This window comes from Aeromonas sp. 102P (genome assembly GCF_051920345.1).
In the GTDB taxonomy this organism is placed as follows: domain Bacteria; phylum Pseudomonadota; class Gammaproteobacteria; order Enterobacterales; family Aeromonadaceae; genus Aeromonas; species Aeromonas veronii.
In genome coordinates this window covers 4,027,217-4,043,891 of record NZ_JBQBCZ010000001.1, presented here as the reverse complement: position 1 = coordinate 4,043,891, position 16,675 = coordinate 4,027,217, and the positions used below count along the sequence as shown (strand labels likewise).

The following is a 16,675-nucleotide window of genomic DNA, read 5'->3' as shown; positions in this document are numbered from 1 at the left end:
ATACGGCAAGGTGAGCAGGCCTATCGGGGTGACTGCGCTGCCATCAATTGCGTCACTATTGAACGCGCGTAAACAATCAGGGCAGCCGAAGCTGCCCTGATGCGTTTGTGGGAGCTGACCACTCAGTGCTGTGGCGGTGTGGCTGCGCTGGTGGCAGGGGCGGGAGGCGTGTCGGTTTTATCCTGCGGTGGGGTTTCGTCAGCAACCGCGCTGCTGGCAGGCTGGGTTGCCTGCTCTTGCGGCGCAGTTGCCGCAGAGGCGCTTTGTGGCAACTGAGCCGAAACGGCAGCCGATGGTGATGGAACAGTTGACGCTGCTGTCGAAGGGGCCACACTCTGACCCCCGGTGGTCGGCGTAGCAGTGAGCTCGGGGGTGACCTCGAGCGCCTCTTCGGGCAAGGGATTAACCTCTGTGGCTTCTGTTGCCACTGCGGCACTGCTGGTGGCGGTCGCGTCAGAGGGCGCTTCAAGGGGAGCAGTCGTCCCGTCGGCGGCACTCACCGGCCCTGTCGTGGGCGCCGCCTCCGAGGCCGATGGCGCTGGTGTTAACGGCTCCGGCGTCAGCTGTTCCGCGGTTAACTGCTCGGGGGTCAGTGGCAAGGGGGCTGGCGGTTGATCCGACATCCCCGCATGGAGGGGCAGCTCGGTTTGCGCCTGCAACTGCTCGGGGGTCACCTTGCTCAGGGCGGGATGCAGCCGGCTGAACTGTTTGACCCGGGCCAGCAGGGTATCGCGCACGGTACGGACGATGGGGTCCGGCAGGCTGGCCAGCGCCACCAGTTCGGCACTCATTCCGATATTGTTGATGGCGGTGGTCTGCCCCGGATAGAGGTTGGCGGCGATGCGGCTGCGCTGGTAGTAGGGGTGTTGTTTGAGCAGCGTGTCGATCTGCTCCCCTTCGATGGGGATGAGGCGCACCTTGCAGCGGCTGATCAGATCGCCGACCGCCAGACTGGGGTGACCGGCAACCACAAACGCGGCATCCAGCGAGCCATCGCACAGCCCTTCCAGCGGTTCGCTGTCCGACTTGAGCTGATAGGCTGCAAACTGCCCGGGTTGCCATCCCATGGCTGCCATCAGGGCCTGACTGGTGATCTGCTCACCGGCTCCGTTGTTGCCCGGATAGACCCGTTTCCCTTCGATATCTGCCAGGGTGGTGATGCCGCTATTGGGGGCAGCCAGCAGGGTTAACGACTCCTGATAGAGGCGAAACAGGCTGCGCAGCTCATTGTTGGCCCCCTGCCCGCTGAAGGGGCCGGTGCCGTGCAGGGCGTGGTGCAACACATCGGACTGCACCAGCGCCAGCTGCACGTCCCCTTTGCCGAGCGCCTTGAGGTTGGCCATCGAGCCGCGGGTGCTCTGCACGGTGCAGCTGTCCCCATGGAGGGCATGGTCGGCATTGAGCACCCGGCAGATGGCGCCACCGGTCGGGTAGTAGACCCCGTTGAGCGGGCCCGTTCCGATAGTCAGCGCCTGGCTGCCAAAAGGGAGCTGCGCAGAGAGTGCACAGAGGGGGAGCAGAAGGTGATGCAAGATCCGTAGAGACATAATTGACCGTTGACTGAGTTGACCGCTGGCTGATGACACAGGGTAAAAGGGATGGGGCTTGCCCATCCCGTTGCTGGGCTGATCAGGGCTTGCTGTGGTTGAGGATTGCCCGCTCCATCCGCGCCAGCGCGTCGGTCAGTCGTGCCCTGGTGCAGCCGAAGTTGAGCCGCACGAACTGACCGTCGCCAAACTGGGCGCCGGGGGAGAGACCAACGCCGGCCTGCTCGAAGAAGGCGATGGGATCGGCAAGGCCAAGGGCGCTTACATCGATCCAGGCCAGATACGTTGCCTGATGGTTGGCCAGCTTGACGCCGGGCCAGCGAGCCACCGCCTGCTGGATCAGGGCCAGATTGGCCGCCAGATAGTCGAGTTGCTCGGTCAGCCACTGTTCGCCGCCCTCGTAGGCTGCTTCGGCGGCGACAAAGCCCAGCAGGTTGACATCGGCGCTGATGCCGCGCATTGCCTGCTGCAGCCTGAAGCGCAGACGGGCGTTGGGGATAATGGCGAAGGAGCAGCAGAGACCGGCGATATTGAAGGTTTTGCTCGGAGCCATCATCACTGCACAGCGCTCGGCCGCTTCCGGACTGAGGGCGCCGTAGGGAATGTGGCGGGCGTTTTTATCCAGCAGCAGATCGCAGTGGATTTCATCGGAGCAGATCACCAGATTGTGGCGCGCGGCGATGGCATCGATGGCCAGCAGTTCGTCACGGGTGAAGATGGTGCCGCCCGGGTTGTGGGGGTTGCAGAGCAGCAGCAGATCTGCGGCGGGGGCCTGACGCTCCAGCTCTTCAAGATCCAGCACCCAGCGACCCGCTTCCTCAATCATCGGCACGGTGAGCAGGGGACGATCATTGAAGCCCGGCGCCTGCAGGAAGGGGTAATAGACCGGCTTGGGGGTGATGATGCCGCGACCATGCTGGCTCCACGCCTTGCAGGCGAGGTTGAGCCCCGGCACCACGCCCGGCAGGAACACCAGCCATTCGGGCTCGATGGCCCAGCCATAGCGGGTCGCCATCCGTTCGATAATGAGTTCGATCAGGCGCGGCGAGGGGCGTGAATAGCCGAAAATGCCGTGGGCGACCCGTTTGGTCAACGCCTCGATCACGGACGGGGGGGAGACAAAGTCGGTATCGGCAACCCACATGGGCAGCACATCCTGACCCTTGTACTTGTCCCATTTCAGGCTCATGGTGCCACTGCGGTCTACTTCCTGATCAAAATCAAACATGCGAACTCCTTGTGCTGGCAGGATGGGCTTTCACTCTACGGGGTCGCGGCCTCCCTCGCAAGGCGCACACCCGCTTATGCATCCTTGAGCCCGCTCTTGATAGTGACATAAGATAGGCGCCGAATTTTCATACGGCTGCCGCCCGTTAGCCCGTATCGTCCCTCCAACCAGTGGTAACCCTATGAGCTTGTCGATAGCGGCGGTCAAACGCCCGGACCCCGTCTCTCTTTCGTTTCTTGCCGTGACCTTTATGACCGGCGTCGCGGTGGCATTGCAGGTGCCTACCTTAAGTCTGTTTTTGGCCGAGGAGGTGCAGGTGCGCCCCTTTCTGGTCGGGCTCTTCTATACCATCAATGCGGTGGTGGGCATTCTGGTCAGCCAGTGGCTGGGCCACCGCTCCGACAACAAGGGGGATCGCAAGCGACTGATCCTGCGCTGCTGCTTTGCCGGGGTGGCGCTCTCCTTGTTGTTTGCCTGGAACCGCAACTACTGGCTGCTGGCGAGTCTGGGGGTCATGCTGGCGGCACTGGCGGCCACTGCCAGTCCCCAGCTGTTTGCGCTGGCGCGGGAGTATTCTGACAGCCGCAACCGGCGGGCGGACATGTTCAGCTCGGTGATGCGGGCCCAGTTTTCGCTGGCCTGGGTCATAGGCCCGCCCATCGCCTTCGCGCTGGCCATCGGCTACGGCTTCGAGCTGATGTATCTGGCTTCGGCACTGGCCTATCTGCTCTGTGCCCTGGTGGTGTGGCGCTGGCTCCCTTCTCTGCCTTTGCCCAAGATGGCTGAAGAGACAGAGCGGGTTAGCAGCTGGCGGGATCCGGCGGTGCGGGCGCTCTTTATCGCCTCCACCCTGATGTGGACCTGCAACAGCATGTACCTCATCAATATGCCGCTTTACATCACCCGGGAGCTCGGGATGGATGAGAAGCTTGCCGGTATCCTGATGGGCACGGCGGCGGCGCTGGAGATCCCCTTCATGCTGCTGGCGGGTTACTACACGGCCCGTTTTGGCAAGCGCCCCATGATGTTGCTGGCGGTGCTGGCTGGCGCGGCCTTTTACACCGGTCTGGTGACCCTCACCGACCAATACGCCCTGATCGCCTTGCAGCTGTTCAACGCCATCTTCATCGGTATCGTGGCGGGGATCGGCATGTCTTACTTTCAGGATCTGATGCCGGGGAGAGCCGGGGTGGCGACCACCCTGTTTGCCAACAGCATCCGCACCGGCTCCATCATGGCGGGGGCCATCGCCGGTGTGGTGGCGGAGGTGTGGAGTTTCCACGGGGTCTTTATGGTGGCGTTGGGATTGGCACTGGTGGCACTGGCCGCCAGCTGGCGGGTGCCCAACGTCTGACGGGGGGCTGGCTGTTATTTGTCGTGCTGGGGCTGGGCGTGCGGGAGCGGCGCTGATTCGCCCTGATATTCGTTGCGCAGGCAGCGCAGCAGCAGCTCGGTCGCTGGGCCGAGGGATTCGGGGGAGAGGGTCAGCAAGTAGGTGTAGAGGTGGCGCTCGTTGCCGCTCTCCAGATCCAGCTGTATGAGTGACCCTTCCGCCAGCTCCCGCTCTACCAGATGGCGCGGCATCCAGGCATAGCCGAGGCCAAGGCGCAGCATGGCGAGCACTTCGTGGTAGTGGGTTGCCTTCCAGCCGGTGTCATCCGCATCGTTCCAGTCCACCGAGCGGTGAATGGGGGGATGAAGGCTGATCTGGTTGTGGCTGGTCAGCACGTCGCTGCGGATGGCCCCCTCCTCCTGTGCCAGCGGATGACTGGCGGCGCAGAGGGGCAGCAGGCACACCTCGTCCAGCAACAGGCCAGTGCGATCGCCGGGCAGGTGCTCGGAGAGCATCAGATCCCCCGGTTGCAGGGCGTTGAAGTGGCAGTGAATGCGTTCGTGCAAGTTGACCCGGCAACCCCGGCTGCGGGGATAGAAGCTGGCCAAGGCCCGATAGAGGCGATCCCTTGGTTGCAGCGCCGAGACATAGAGGTTGATCTGCGGCTCCCACTGCCGCTCCAGGTTGTTGGCCAGATTTTCCAGCTCCTCCACCTGCTGGCTCAACTGACGGGCCCGCTTGAGGAAGATCTCGCCCGCCGGGGTCAGCACCGCCTTGCGGCCGCGCACCTCCAGCAAGGGCACGCCCAGACTCTGCTGCAACTTTGCAACCGCATGATTGAGGGAGGACTGGCTCTTGTTCAGCGCCTCGGCCGCCTGGGCGTAGCCGCCGCAGTCGACCACCGCCTGAAAGATCCGCCATTGCTCAAACGTGCTCTTGGGACGAAACATAGTTCAACCTGATTGGAGATAGGATGGTCAGTGGTTCGAACAGGGAGCCTGTGCCCCCTATTCAATTTAACCCCTGCCGCACAACACTCTGGGTATTTTATTGATTTATTTGGGCTGGGCCACGCAACTTGTTTATTTTGGCTGAGCTACAAAGGTCTGGCCGGTTTTGCCGCGGCTGTCCGACCCCATCAGGTAGAGGTAGAGCGGCATCAGGTCGGCCGGAGTCTTGAGGTTCATGGGATCTTCCGCCGGGAAGGCGCTGGCGCGCATCTTGGTACGGGTACCGCCCGGGTTGAGGGTATTGACCCGCACACCGGTGTTCTCCAGCTCGTCGGCCAGCACTTCCATCATCCCCTCGATGGCAAATTTGGAGATGGCATAGGTGCCCCAGTAGGCGCGCCCCTTGCGCCCCACGCTGGAGGAGGTGTAGACGATGGAGGCATCGCCCTGCGCCTTGGCGGTCTGGCGCAGCAGCGGCAGCAGCGCCTGGGTCAGCAGAAATTCCGATTTGACGTTGACCTGCATCACCTCGTCCCACTCCTTCTCCTGAATATGTTCAAACGGAGAGAGGGTGCCGAGCAGACCGGCGTTGAACAGCACGCCGTCGAGACGGCCAAACTGCTGAGCGAAGGTTTCGGCCATGCCGCGGTAGTGGGCGGCGGTGGCTCCTTTCAGATCCACCGGCACGATGGCGGGCAGCGGATAACCGGCCGCTTCAATCTGGTCATACACGGCTTCGAGTTTGGCGCTGGTGCGGCCGAGCAGGATCACGGTGGCACCGTGGGCGGCGTAGGTGAGGGCGGCTTCGCGGCCGATCCCGTCGCCGGCACCGGTGACCAGAATGACTTTATCCTTGAGCAGATCGCGGGGTGCCTGATAATCGAGCATGACAACTCCTGTTAACAAATTCCGGCCATAAGTGCATGGCAATCGGCGCCAAGTGTACTGATCCGCGCGCCCGTTTGACCAGCCAGCGGCAAGAAAAATGTGAAGAAAATAGAGAGGTTGTGATGCTCGGGTTGGTTTTTCCGGGCTCTGGCTGCGATTTTTTGCGCGCCTCCACCAAACTCCCTAGAATGTGACGAAAACCGATCCATTCTGGAGTCCATCGTGACATTTCTGACCGAATATGGCCTGTTTCTGGCCAAGACAGTGACCTTCCTGCTGGCCATCGGCGCCATCATCCTGATGATTGTCAGCACTCGCCAGCCAAAAGCGCGCAAGGGTGAGCTGGTGGTGACCGATCTCTCGAGCGAGCTGGAGCAGGGGCAGTTCGCGCTCAAGAGCGCGCTCGCCAGCAAGGCCGAGCGCAAGGTGCTGGAAAAGCAGCAGAAAGAGGAGCAGAAGAAGCGCGCCAAGGCGGGGGATGAGCGCAGTCGCCTGTTTGTGCTCGATTTCAATGGCAGCATGGATGCCAAAGAGGTGGCCTCCCTGCGCGAGGAGGTGAGCGCGGTGATTGGCGTCGCCCAGCCCGGCGACGAGGTGCTGCTGCGGCTCGAATCTGGTGGCGGCGTGGTGCATGGTTACGGCTTGGCCGCTTCCCAGCTGCAGCGTCTGCGCGATCGTGACATCAAGCTCACCGTGGCTATCGATAAGGTGGCGGCAAGCGGCGGCTACATGATGGCTTGCGTGGCGGACAAGATCCTGGCGGCCCCCTTTGCCATCGTCGGCTCCATCGGGGTGATCGCCCAGATGCCGAACTTCAACAAGTTGTTGAAAAAGCATGACATCGAATTTGAGATGCACACCGCCGGTCAGTACAAGCGCACTATCACCATGTTCGGCGAGAACGACGATCTGGGGCGCGAGAAGTTTCGCGAGGAGCTGGCGGCGATCCACGAGCGCTTCAAGGCCTTTGTTGCCGAACATCGCCCGCAACTCGATATCGATCAGGTCACGACCGGTGAACACTGGCTGGCGAGTCAGGCCAAGGGGCTGGGGTTGGTGGATACCCTCTGCACCAGCGATGACTACCTGCTGGCGCAGGCCAGCCACCACAAGGTGATCGGCATCAGCTATCGCAAGCCAAAAAGCCTGACCCAGAAGCTGGGGCAGCAGGGCGCGCAGGCGCTCGAGGCGGGATTAGGGCGGCTGTGGCAGCAGAGCCCCTGGCGCTAAGCCTGGCCCTCTGGCGCTAGCTGTGTAAACCCACCAGGTTGTTCACAGATTGAAGACGACTGATGGGGGGCTGGTAGCCCAGACTGGCATGAGGACGATGCCAGTTGTACTCATGCAACCACGGTTGCAAGTGCTCTGCCCGTTGCTCTGACGAGTCATAGCTCCGTGCATAAGCCCACTCACGCAGGGCGGTCTGAATGAAGCGCTCTGCTTTGCCATTGGTTTGTGGTGTGTAAGGCTTGGTGCGCAGATGCTTGAGCCCCAGCCGACGACACAGCTTCTGGAAGCGTTTCGACCGGTAACAGGCTCCATTGTCCGTGAGTAGCCGACTGAAACAAATGCCGAGCCCGGCGTAGTAGCGAAGTGCCTGTAACAGCGCCAGGCAGGCACTGCGTCCCGTTTCATCAGGATGCAGAGCGCTGAACGCCACACGGGAGTGGTCATCAATCGCCACATGAACACACTCCCACCCTGCGCCGCGTGAGTCCTTGCTGCGGTCGCCGGTGATACGATGGCCGGGACGGTGGAAACGCCCCAACTTTTTGATGTCCAGATGCAGCAAGTCACCCGGTTTCTCATGTTCATAGCGTTGTACTGGAACAGCTGGGGCCAGATTGGCCAATCGATGAAGTCCCATGCGCTGCAAGATGCGGGCGACAGTACTGTGCCCTATGCCCAGATATTGGCTGATGTGCCGATAGGTCCGTCGCTGCTTGCGCAGTTCGATAATCCTCTGCTGGCGCTGGTCATCAATGGCATGAGGGCAAGATGCGGGTCGAGAAGAGCGATTGTACAAACCATCAGGTCCCTCCTGGCGATATCGAGTGAGCCACTTGTAAGCGGTGCGGATACTGACCCCGGCAGCGTGAGCGGCCTCTTCAACGCGCAGGCCCTGCTCAAGGATACGCTGGACAAGAAGCTGTCGACCAAAGACGGTTAATCGGGCATTTTTATGATTGTTCACTCGGGCACCTCGGATGATTGGTTTGGTTGGTGCCTCCAATTCTCCGGGAATGCCCCGAGTGAACAACCTACAGAGAGATCACACCTAGGCATCTAGAAAGTCAGTCTCTTATCAGCAGCCAAGGTGGGCTCCCGCCCCGTGGGCGGCAATGCCGAGCAACAAGGCCCGCTTGGCATACATGTCTTGGCCAAATATGTCGTCTATGTCGTCAATGTAGTTGAGAATGGTGTCGTGATTAAACATAGCGATAGGGTGAAAGTAATTAGCAGATCAATGATCGACGATCATATCTCAGAAGGCACGTCATACCTCCTTCATTTATATGAGGGAATGGCTAAGATCTTGGGGCTACCGTCTTCTGACGACAGCTCCAAGACTCACACTCCCGATATTCCGCACCTTTTTCTTTTTTCGGCGATGATGTCTACACGTTCGCATCGAATGGCGACTTTGAGAATCTTGTAGTAAATACGCCACCTGTGAAATTAATTGTTATCCAACAAGTCGCTATTACATGAGCATGTGAATAAATTAATTTTTTCAATTTGATCGCAACAATGTGAGCAGCATCACCATCTAAAATACAAAAATTCGGTGCAGGATGACGGATACTTCCATTTTTTAGATAAAATTAGCTTTTCTAAATTTATCCAACGCATCCTGTTTTTGCGCTTGTGTCATTGGTCGTAATGGGCGACGCGGATCCCCAGCGTCAATATCATGCAATTGCATGGCAACCTTACCCGCAGCAACGCCACCATATTCAACCAGAACACGAATAATACCAATCACCTTATCCATGCAAGCCGCGACATCGGCATGATCACCACGCTTAAAGCTCTCCATCATCTGTAAATAGAGTGGCGCGGCATAGTTATAGGTACTACCCACCGCACTGGTGGCACCACAGGCCAATCCTGCCGGCATAAACTCATCTACACCAAATGGAATATCAAAGCGACCTCCGGCTACCCGCAAGCAACGCTGATATTCATACATATCGCTAGAATTAAATTTGATACCACTCAAATTTGGAATCTGATCCGCAGCCTGGATAAGGAATTGCTCCATATCGACAGTGACGCCGGACATGGTAGAGTGGTAATAATAGAAACCCTTATCGGGTGCCTCTGCGGCAACCTGTCGGCAATATTCAACCAAATCGACGACATTACTTGGCTTAAAGAAACAAGGGGCAATCACCGACGTCGCCAGTATATCCAGAGTATTGGCATGACGAGTCAACTCAAGGGTATCTACAATGCTTAACGCACCGGTGTGAACGATCAGATTAAGCTTGCCCTGGCTAGCCAAAACCCAACGCTCTGCGATTTTTTTGCGCTCTTCAACAGAGCAATGAATACCTTCACCCGTCGTGCCCAATACATAGGCACCGGTCACCCCTGAGCCAATCAAATGCGCAGCGACTTTATCAATTTCTGCATAATTGACCATGCCGTTAGCATCAAATGGGGTGTGCGGGGCAGCGATCAAACCTTGTAATTTTTGCATCTTAAACTCCTACCTAAAATTTAATGTTTTAATAAATAAGATCAGACTTGAGTGCGTTAACAGTTTTAATTTTGTGTGCAACCAATGATTCAGGTCCAGATTGAACTAGCAAGGTGTATATCAGGTCGAAAACAAATAACTGAGCAATTTTTGTTCCAATCGAATCCCCCTGCAACACGCCTTGTTGATTGCCATTAATCAAACTGATATCGGCATGCTCAATTAATGGAGAACCAATGCTGTGCGTCAAAGCAATGGTACTTGCGCCAGCCTCTTTAGCCAATTTTAGCGTATGTACCGTTTCTGCCGAACGACCAGTGTGACTAATGGCAATAGCTACATCACCCGGGGTTAACAGAGAGGCCTGCATATACATAAAGTGATTATTGCTCGTACAACTAACGCGATAGCCTATACGCATTAGTTTATTTTTCATATCCTCGGCAGTGACCCCGGATGAACCTACACCACAGATAAAAATATATTTTGCCGTTTTTATCTTATTAACTGCTGATTTAACTTGTTCCATATCAAGCAGATTCAATGTTTCGTATAGAACTGTATTTAAAGCGGCTTCAATTTTTTTCCCAACTACCAAGGGGCTATCGGAACACGAAATCTTGCCATCTAATATTTTTGAGTTATCGACTTCTGTTTTTGACAATTCAAGTTCTATTGCCAAATCAAGTTTAAAATCCTGAAACCCTTTATAACCCAATGTTCGACAAAAACGTATAATCGTAGCTTCGCCTGATTGGGTTTTCCCAGATAATTGGGCAATAGATTGCTGTGTTACCAGTGCCGGATTGGCAATAATATAATCCGCAATGCGCTGTGAAACCTTGGTTAGATTGCCATGCATTGCCGACAAATTGGCTAAAATATTCCCTGGCTGCAACCCATTCATATGGCACCTGACTTATAGAGTTAAAATTAATTATTTATTTTAAAGCGTTTAACGCCATGAGGCAACCATGGATAAGCTGGTGCCCAAGCGTAAATAACACCCGAGCACCATGATTAAACCATTTATCACATCACCTCTGCTTTTTCTTCAGCAGAGGCTCGCTCACCCATCAGCAGAGAAACAAACAATCCAGCAATGACCACAGTTAATGAGCCGATAACACCATAGAAGAAGAAGTTAAGGTCAGTGGTATAACGTGTGAACAGTACTGCTGCAATGCTCACTATAATCCCGACAAAGGCACCAGTGGCATTGGCTCTCTTAAAGAAGATGCCCAGCATAAACAGACCTGTCATCGGGCCACCCATCAGACCAATCAGGCTGTTAAACGCATCCCATATTTCAGACTCGTTTGACATGACCAACCAGATGGTAGCAAAGCTACTAAACAAACCAGCGGCGATGATAACTTGCTTGGCAATTTTCATCCGCTTTTCGGCGCTACTCTTTGCATTCACCAAGCGAATATAAATATCAGAGTTAAAACAGCTGGAAATACTGTTCAGACTGCTGGAAATACTCGACTGGGCAGCCGCAATAATTGCCGCAATAATTAAACCAGCGATACCCATTGGCATTTCAGTTACCACGAAGAAGGGCAGTATACCACCGGTATTGAAGCCTTCTGGCAACAGTTGCTGATTCTGGCCATAAAACACAAACAGACCCGAGCCAATAGCAAAGAAGAACAATGGGATAACAGCCACCAATTTTGCGTTAGTCAACAGCGTCTTCTTGGTCTCTTCAATAGAATCGGTCACAATATAACGCTGCACGACATCCTGGCTGGCCGTAAATTGCTGGATGTTAGCAAACAAGAAACCGATCATCAGGACAGGAATCGTGCTGTCAGTCCAACTCCAGCGCCACTGGCTATCTGGGAAGAACTTGTCTGCATTGGAGGTCAGCGTAAATATTTCAGACCCCCCCCCATCCACCTTAAAACAGATCAGAACGAAGATCAGTACCGCACCAGCAGAGAGCAATAATCCCTGAATAACATCCGTCCAGATCACTCCTTCAATGCCACCCATCCAAGTATAAACGATACACATCATGCTAATGATCAGCACCAGCAATACTGGGTCGATATTGATGAATGGACGCAAAGCCAGCACAGTTAAATAAGTGATTATCGCAATACGCCCGATATGAAACAGCATAAACGAAACGCTGGCAAACAACCGACTGCGCACATCAAAGCGCGCCTCAAGATACTCATATGCCGATGTGATCTTCAGTTTTCTAAAAAATGGAATGTAGAATAAAAATACCACTGGCAAAATAGCGATTGCCAAATATTGACCAATAATGAATGTCCAATCCGAGGTGTAGGCTTTCGCCGGAATAGACATAAATGTGATCGAACTCAAAGTGGTAGCAAAAACGGATACCCCCGCTGCCCATCCAGGAATACGTCCACCACCGCGAAAATAGTCATCGGCTGTTTTTTGACGTTTTGCAAAATAAAAGCCAACCAGCATCATGGCGATTAAATAGCCAAACAGCACCACGTAGTTTAATAAACCAAAATCATATGTTTGCATGCTCATCACCATCTGCTTCACATATCTTGTAATCATGTGGCACTCATCATAAATGCAGAAGTTGCAGATTTTTGGTGTCACACTCCGAGGTGGAGTATCGTCACGAAGCAAAACTCCATCAATGCGTCATTTTAAAAAGTGTGACTTAAGGCAAGATAAACATCACTCCATTGAAATTAACGCCAAGTCGCACACAGGTTTGCATTTTTAATATTGCATGGTACATGCACACATGATAAGTGAACGCGCTAGTATCAATGGCAGATCAGCTGATTACGCTCCCTGCTCGACGAGCATAAAACTATTTTATGATCTTCATCACGCTTTTACCCTGCCCCCCTTGATGGAGTGCTGCTCCAAATTTAATATCCGCTTCGGAGTAAAACTCAACCTGGAAAATCCCATGGACTTGCTAAACAAACTTGAAGAAAAGATTAAAGAACAAGGTGCCCTCATCGTTTCTTGCCAGCCTGTTCCCGATAGCCCCATGGACAAGCCCGAAATTGTCGCTGCAATGGCTAAAGCTGCTGAGTTATCAGGAGCAGTCGCGGTACGCATTGAGGGGATCAAAAATATTGAAGCGGTACGCGCCCAAGTCAATATCCCTATCGTTGGCATCATCAAACGTGATCTCTGTGACTCCCCCGTTAGAATCACTCCATTCGTCAGCGACGTTGACGATCTGGCAAATGCCGGTGCAAGCATCATTGCCTTTGATGGCACAGCGCGTAACCGTCCAGCCAGCACCCAAGCAATCTTGAACAAGATTCATAGCTTGGGTCTGTTAGCCATGGCTGATTGCTCGACGATTGAAGATGGCCTCGCTTGTCACGAAATCGGCTGTGATTTTATTGGCACTACCCTCTCTGGCTATACCGGCAATGAAACCCCGGTCGAACCGGATTTGGCCCTTGTTGCCAAACTAAGTCAGCATGGTTGCAAAGTGATTGCTGAAGGTCGTTATAACTCCCCACAACAAGCCGCTCGGGCGATTGAACAAGGCGCTTGGTGTGTCACTGTGGGGTCAGCAATTACCCGAATCGAATATATCTGTCAGTGGTATTGCCAAGCATTGTTAGACGCCAAGGAAACACGATAATGTCCATTCTCACCATTGATATTGGCGGGACGAAATTAGCGGCAGCCCTCGCTGATGAACAAGGCGTGTTACAACAGCGCATGGAAATTAAAACGCCGGCCAGCCAAGATCCCGATGCCATGTCACTGGCGTTGGCAGCCATTATCACCCCCTACCTTGGTCAAGCTAGTCGGGTTGCTGTCGCATCAACCGGGATTATAAAAAATGGGATGCTCAACGCACTCAACCCGGATAACTTGGGGGGGTTAAACAACTTCCCTATTAGCAACACCATTGCAGAGATAAGTGGTTTACCCTGCAGCGTCATCAATGACGCCCAGGCTGCGACCTGGGCTGAATACCTGGCACAAGACAAGCAGGTTTCAGAGATGGCATTTATCACCATTTCAACCGGCGTGGGGGGCGGGCTGGTCATTAATAACCGCTTGCATATGGGGGTAGGTGCTTTTGCCGGCCACATTGGCCATATGTCGGTGAGCAATAATGAAACCGCCTGTGGCTGTGGTCGGATCGGATGTGTCGAGTCTATCGCCTCCGGCCGGGCCATTGCCGCACGAGCCAGCAACGATTTGGCCGGACTGGATGCTAAAGCTATTTTTGCCAAGGCAGAAGGGGGGCACCTGCAAGCGCAACAGCTAATCAGAGATTCCGCACAGACTATCGCACAGTTAATTGCCAACTTGCGAGCCTGTCTTGATATTCAATCTTTTGTACTGGGCGGCAGTATTGGACTGGCAGCGGGTTATTTAGATCAGGTAAATGTATTTCTCAACACCTATCCTGCGCCTTATCAGGCCAACCTGTCTCTGGCCAGACATCAAAAAGATGCAGGACTCATAGGTGCAGCACTGTGGGCCATGATTGATTAAATAGGAGGTTAAGATGATTTTTAGTCAGCTCGATGTTATAGAACGCCTGAAAGAGAGTGCCCCCAAAATTTACCATGCGCTTACATTGGCGCTACAGCATGATCTCCAGAAGATCGAGAATGGTTCTCATCAACTTGATGGCGACCAACTCTTTATGAATGTTATGACGATTACACCGGTTGATGCCCAGAGCAAACAGGCCGAATTGCATCATGAATATATAGATATTCAACTGGTTATTGCCGGACAAGAACGCATCGAGTTTCAAGTTAGCAATACGCTTATCAATAGCACCGAATATCAGCTTGAAGGTGACTACCAGCTTGGCGATTTTGCCGATACACCGCAGAGTTTGTTCTTGTCTCCAGGCTCATTTGCCGTCTTCTATCCCGAAGAAGCACATAAGCCTGGTTGTATTCATCAGTCAACGGCGATAATAAAAAAAGTAGTAATCAAATTGCACAAAAACTACGGTTGATATCCACCTAGCATGAAATCAGTCACTAAAAACAGAACCGCTATCTAAATAACAATTCCGAGTGGTCGTTTACGGCGATAATAGATGCAGCCTGAATAGAGCTAACTGAGGGTGATCTGATCACGACCTTCCTCCTCTACGCGGGCATGATAGGCAAGCACTATATCAAGGCCAACAGCACCGCTGAAGGTTTGCTCAAGTTTCAGGACCGGAGAAAAGTGCCACGCGGCAACACTCCCAAGGCAGGAAGCCCAGCGCACTGGACAGGTTGGCAAGTGATGGCCAGCCGCTGAACGTAGGATCAAAAAAAGCCGATTGCTCGGCCTTTTTTTCGTTTTACTGTCTGAGTCGATGTTACTGTCGGTGCATCCGCACGAACTTTCCCATCAACTGCGCTTCGGTCTCCACGTGAGCGGGATCCCAGATGATGCAGTCGATGGGGCAGACGCTGATGCAGGTCGGCTTCTCATAGTGGCCGACGCACTCGGTGCAGCGACCGGGGTCGATCTCGTAGATCTCCTCACCCAGGCTGATGGCCTGGTTGGGGCACTCGGGATCGCACATGTCACAGTTGATGCACTTGTCGGTGATGAGCAGTGCCATCTCAAGCCGCCGTATGAGGGTTGCGCGTGTCTTCGCGATCCCCGAGGTTGCGCAGCAGGATGCCGAAGTTCACATCGAGATCTTTGGGAACCGGCACATAGACCACGTGACCGTTGCCCGGGGCGGTGTCGATGAGCTCGCCCTTGCGGTTCTCCATCTGTTCCAGATTGAAGCGGACGTTGCCCTGTGGGGTCATCAGCTCCAGGCTGTTGCCCACCAGGAACTTGTTCTTCACCTCGACCTCGACCATGTCACCTTTGCGACCGGTGATCTCGCCGACGAACTGCTGGGTGTCGGAGACGGAGTAGCCGTAGTCGTAGTTCTGGTATTCGCTGTGGTTGTGACGGCGCAGGAAGCCCTCGGTATAGCCGCGGTGAGCCAGATTCTCGAGGGTGCCCATCAGGCTGCGATCGAACGGACGACCCGCCACTGCATCGTCGATGGCCTTGCGATAGACCTGAGCGGTACGCGCGCAGTAGTAGAAGGACTTGGTGCGGCCTTCGATTTTCAGCGAATGGACGCCCATTTTGGTCAGGCGCTCAACGTGCTCGATGGCGCGCAGATCCTTGGAGTTCATGATGTAGGTGCCGTGCTCGTCCTCGAACGCGCTCATGTACTCGCCCGGGCGGTTGGACTCCTCCAGCAGCACCAGCGCATCACTCGGCTTGCCGAGGCCTAGCGTGTTGTCCGGACGCACTGCGATGGGCTCCTGACGGTGGACGATCTGGCCCACGTCATCTTCTTTACCTTCGTGCACCTTGTACTCCCAGCGGCAGGAGTTGGTGCAGGTGCCCTGGTTGGGGTCACGCTTGTTGATGTAGCCGGAGAGCAGGCAGCGGCCGGAGTAGGCCATGCACAGCGCGCCGTGGACGAACACTTCCAGCTCCATCTCCGGTACCTGCATACGGATCTCTTCGATCTCGTCCAGCGACAGCTCGCGGGAGAGGATGGCGCGGGTCAGGCCCATCTGATGCCAGAACTTCACCGTGGCCCAGTTGACCGCGTTGGCTTGCACCGAGAGGTGAATGGGCATATCCGGGAAGGCTTCGCGCATCATCATGATGAGACCGGGGTCGGACATGATCAGCGCATCCGGCTTCATCTCCACCACCGGACGCATGTCGCGGATAAAGGTCTTGAGCTTGGAGTTGTGGGGCTGGATGTTGGCCACCACGTAGAACTGCTTGCCGAGGGCATGGGCTTCGTTGATACCCAGTTGCAGGTTCTCGTGATCGAATTCGTTGTTACGCACCCGCAGGCTGTAACGGGGTTGGCCGGCATAGACGGCATCGGCGCCATAGGCGTAGGCGTAACGCATGTTCTTGAGGGAACCTGCGGGGGAGAGCAATTCTGGTTTAAACATGTCGGACTCTTCGTATCTGATTGCAAATCAGGACGGCGCCACCTGATGGCGCCGTATGGATTGAGTAGCAGCGCGAGCCATTACATAGTGTTCTGCC

General features: G+C 55.0%; 15 protein-coding genes. 5 read left to right on the top strand and 10 right to left on the bottom strand.

From position 1 onward, the window contains the following. Nucleotides 1–122: 122 nt before the first annotated feature. Complete coding sequence (locus ACTG1K_RS18940; RefSeq protein ID WP_440006372.1) at nt 123–1,547, bottom strand: TAXI family TRAP transporter solute-binding subunit; 1,425 nt, start codon at nt 1,545–1,547, stop codon at nt 123–125. 82 nt (nt 1,548–1,629) lie between these two features. Continuing rightward, on the bottom strand, nt 1,630–2,775 hold the full coding sequence (locus ACTG1K_RS18935) for a MalY/PatB family protein (protein WP_288728089.1): 1,146 nt from the start codon (nt 2,773–2,775) through the stop codon (nt 1,630–1,632). Nucleotides 2,776–2,956: 181 nt separating this feature from the next. On the opposite strand from ACTG1K_RS18935, the gene ACTG1K_RS18930 reads away from it, so the two are divergent. After that, entirely contained in the window at nt 2,957–4,129 is a 1,173-nt protein-coding gene (locus ACTG1K_RS18930; protein ID WP_005334914.1) for an MFS transporter, read from the top strand. A 14-nt stretch (nt 4,130–4,143) separates the two neighbouring features. Here ACTG1K_RS18930 and ACTG1K_RS18925 read toward each other — a convergent pair whose 3' ends face one another. Further along, nucleotides 4,144–5,058 carry a LysR family transcriptional regulator gene (locus tag ACTG1K_RS18925; RefSeq protein ID WP_440006369.1) on the bottom strand — a complete coding sequence of 305 codons (915 nt, stop codon included), beginning with the start codon at nt 5,056–5,058 and terminating at the stop codon, nt 4,144–4,146. A 132-nt stretch (nt 5,059–5,190) separates the two neighbouring features. Next, on the bottom strand, nt 5,191–5,946 hold the full coding sequence (locus tag ACTG1K_RS18920; RefSeq protein WP_005334909.1) for a YciK family oxidoreductase: 756 nt from the start codon (nt 5,944–5,946) through the stop codon (nt 5,191–5,193). Nucleotides 5,947–6,168: 222 nt separating this feature from the next. Between ACTG1K_RS18920 and sohB the strand changes: the two genes are divergently transcribed. After that, nucleotides 6,169–7,176: a protease SohB gene (gene sohB, locus ACTG1K_RS18915; RefSeq protein WP_069554054.1), complete on the top strand. Its 1,008-nt coding sequence runs from the start codon at nt 6,169–6,171 to the stop codon at nt 7,174–7,176. Nucleotides 7,177–7,192: 16 nt separating this feature from the next. Here the strand turns inward: sohB and ACTG1K_RS18910 are convergent, their stop codons facing one another. From ACTG1K_RS18910 to ACTG1K_RS18895, 4 genes are all read right to left on the bottom strand, one after another. Further along, nucleotides 7,193–8,140, bottom strand: a complete 948-nt coding sequence (locus ACTG1K_RS18910) for an IS481 family transposase (RefSeq protein ID WP_440004735.1) — start codon at nt 8,138–8,140, stop codon at nt 7,193–7,195. 621 nt (nt 8,141–8,761) lie between these two features. Then, complete coding sequence (locus tag ACTG1K_RS18905; protein WP_440006367.1) at nt 8,762–9,652, bottom strand: dihydrodipicolinate synthase family protein; 891 nt, start codon at nt 9,650–9,652, stop codon at nt 8,762–8,764. A 28-nt stretch (nt 9,653–9,680) separates the two neighbouring features. Then, a complete protein-coding gene (locus tag ACTG1K_RS18900; protein ID WP_440006365.1) occupies nt 9,681–10,559 on the bottom strand; it encodes a MurR/RpiR family transcriptional regulator in 879 nt (292 codons plus the stop codon). A gap of 125 nt (nt 10,560–10,684) precedes the next feature. Next, the gene (locus ACTG1K_RS18895; protein WP_440006363.1) at nt 10,685–12,166 is read right to left on the bottom strand and encodes a sodium:solute symporter; all 1,482 of its coding nucleotides are present in this window, start codon (nt 12,164–12,166) and stop codon (nt 10,685–10,687) included. Between the two features lie 232 nt (nt 12,167–12,398). Between ACTG1K_RS18895 and ACTG1K_RS18890 the strand changes: the two genes are divergently transcribed. The 3 genes from ACTG1K_RS18890 to nanQ are packed head-to-tail and all read left to right on the top strand — an operon-like array spanning nt 12,399 to nt 14,612. Beyond that, nucleotides 12,399–13,265 (top strand): N-acetylmannosamine-6-phosphate 2-epimerase, encoded by an 867-nt coding sequence (locus tag ACTG1K_RS18890; RefSeq protein ID WP_440006361.1) that lies wholly within the window; start codon nt 12,399–12,401, stop codon nt 13,263–13,265. Next, nucleotides 13,265–14,134: an N-acetylmannosamine kinase gene (locus tag ACTG1K_RS18885; protein ID WP_440006359.1), complete on the top strand. Its 870-nt coding sequence runs from the start codon at nt 13,265–13,267 to the stop codon at nt 14,132–14,134. The genes ACTG1K_RS18890 and ACTG1K_RS18885 overlap by 1 nt, the downstream gene beginning before the upstream one ends. A gap of 13 nt (nt 14,135–14,147) precedes the next feature. After that, nucleotides 14,148–14,612, top strand: a complete 465-nt coding sequence (nanQ, locus tag ACTG1K_RS18880; protein ID WP_440006357.1) for an N-acetylneuraminate anomerase — start codon at nt 14,148–14,150, stop codon at nt 14,610–14,612. Nucleotides 14,613–14,966: 354 nt separating this feature from the next. On the opposite strand, the gene ACTG1K_RS18875 is transcribed toward nanQ, so the two are convergent. Then, nucleotides 14,967–15,215 carry a YfhL family 4Fe-4S dicluster ferredoxin gene (locus ACTG1K_RS18875; RefSeq protein WP_440006355.1) on the bottom strand — a complete coding sequence of 83 codons (249 nt, stop codon included), beginning with the start codon at nt 15,213–15,215 and terminating at the stop codon, nt 14,967–14,969. 1 nt (nt 15,216) lies between these two features. After that, nucleotides 15,217–16,578: a prephenate-dependent tRNA uridine(34) hydroxylase TrhP gene (trhP, locus tag ACTG1K_RS18870; protein WP_440006353.1), complete on the bottom strand. Its 1,362-nt coding sequence runs from the start codon at nt 16,576–16,578 to the stop codon at nt 15,217–15,219. Nucleotides 16,579–16,675: the final 97 nt, after the last annotated feature.

Coding starts and splice junctions, on each gene's coding strand:
- ACTG1K_RS18940 (WP_440006372.1), bottom strand. CDS start 1,547: ATGTCTCTACGGATCTTGCATCACCTTCTGCTCCCCCTCTGTGCACTC.
- ACTG1K_RS18935 (WP_288728089.1), bottom strand. CDS start 2,775: ATGTTTGATTTTGATCAGGAAGTAGACCGCAGTGGCACCATGAGCCTG.
- ACTG1K_RS18930 (WP_005334914.1), top strand. CDS start 2,957: ATGAGCTTGTCGATAGCGGCGGTCAAACGCCCGGACCCCGTCTCTCTT.
- ACTG1K_RS18925 (WP_440006369.1), bottom strand. CDS start 5,058: ATGTTTCGTCCCAAGAGCACGTTTGAGCAATGGCGGATCTTTCAGGCG.
- ACTG1K_RS18920 (WP_005334909.1), bottom strand. CDS start 5,946: ATGCTCGATTATCAGGCACCCCGCGATCTGCTCAAGGATAAAGTCATT.
- ACTG1K_RS18905 (WP_440006367.1), bottom strand. CDS start 9,652: ATGCAAAAATTACAAGGTTTGATCGCTGCCCCGCACACCCCATTTGAT.
- ACTG1K_RS18900 (WP_440006365.1), bottom strand. CDS start 10,559: ATGAATGGGTTGCAGCCAGGGAATATTTTAGCCAATTTGTCGGCAATG.
- ACTG1K_RS18895 (WP_440006363.1), bottom strand. CDS start 12,166: ATGCAAACATATGATTTTGGTTTATTAAACTACGTGGTGCTGTTTGGC.
- ACTG1K_RS18890 (WP_440006361.1), top strand. CDS start 12,399: ATGATAAGTGAACGCGCTAGTATCAATGGCAGATCAGCTGATTACGCT.
- ACTG1K_RS18885 (WP_440006359.1), top strand. CDS start 13,265: ATGTCCATTCTCACCATTGATATTGGCGGGACGAAATTAGCGGCAGCC.
- nanQ (WP_440006357.1), top strand. CDS start 14,148: ATGATTTTTAGTCAGCTCGATGTTATAGAACGCCTGAAAGAGAGTGCC.
- ACTG1K_RS18875 (WP_440006355.1), bottom strand. CDS start 15,215: ATGGCACTGCTCATCACCGACAAGTGCATCAACTGTGACATGTGCGAT.
- trhP (WP_440006353.1), bottom strand. CDS start 16,578: ATGTTTAAACCAGAATTGCTCTCCCCCGCAGGTTCCCTCAAGAACATG.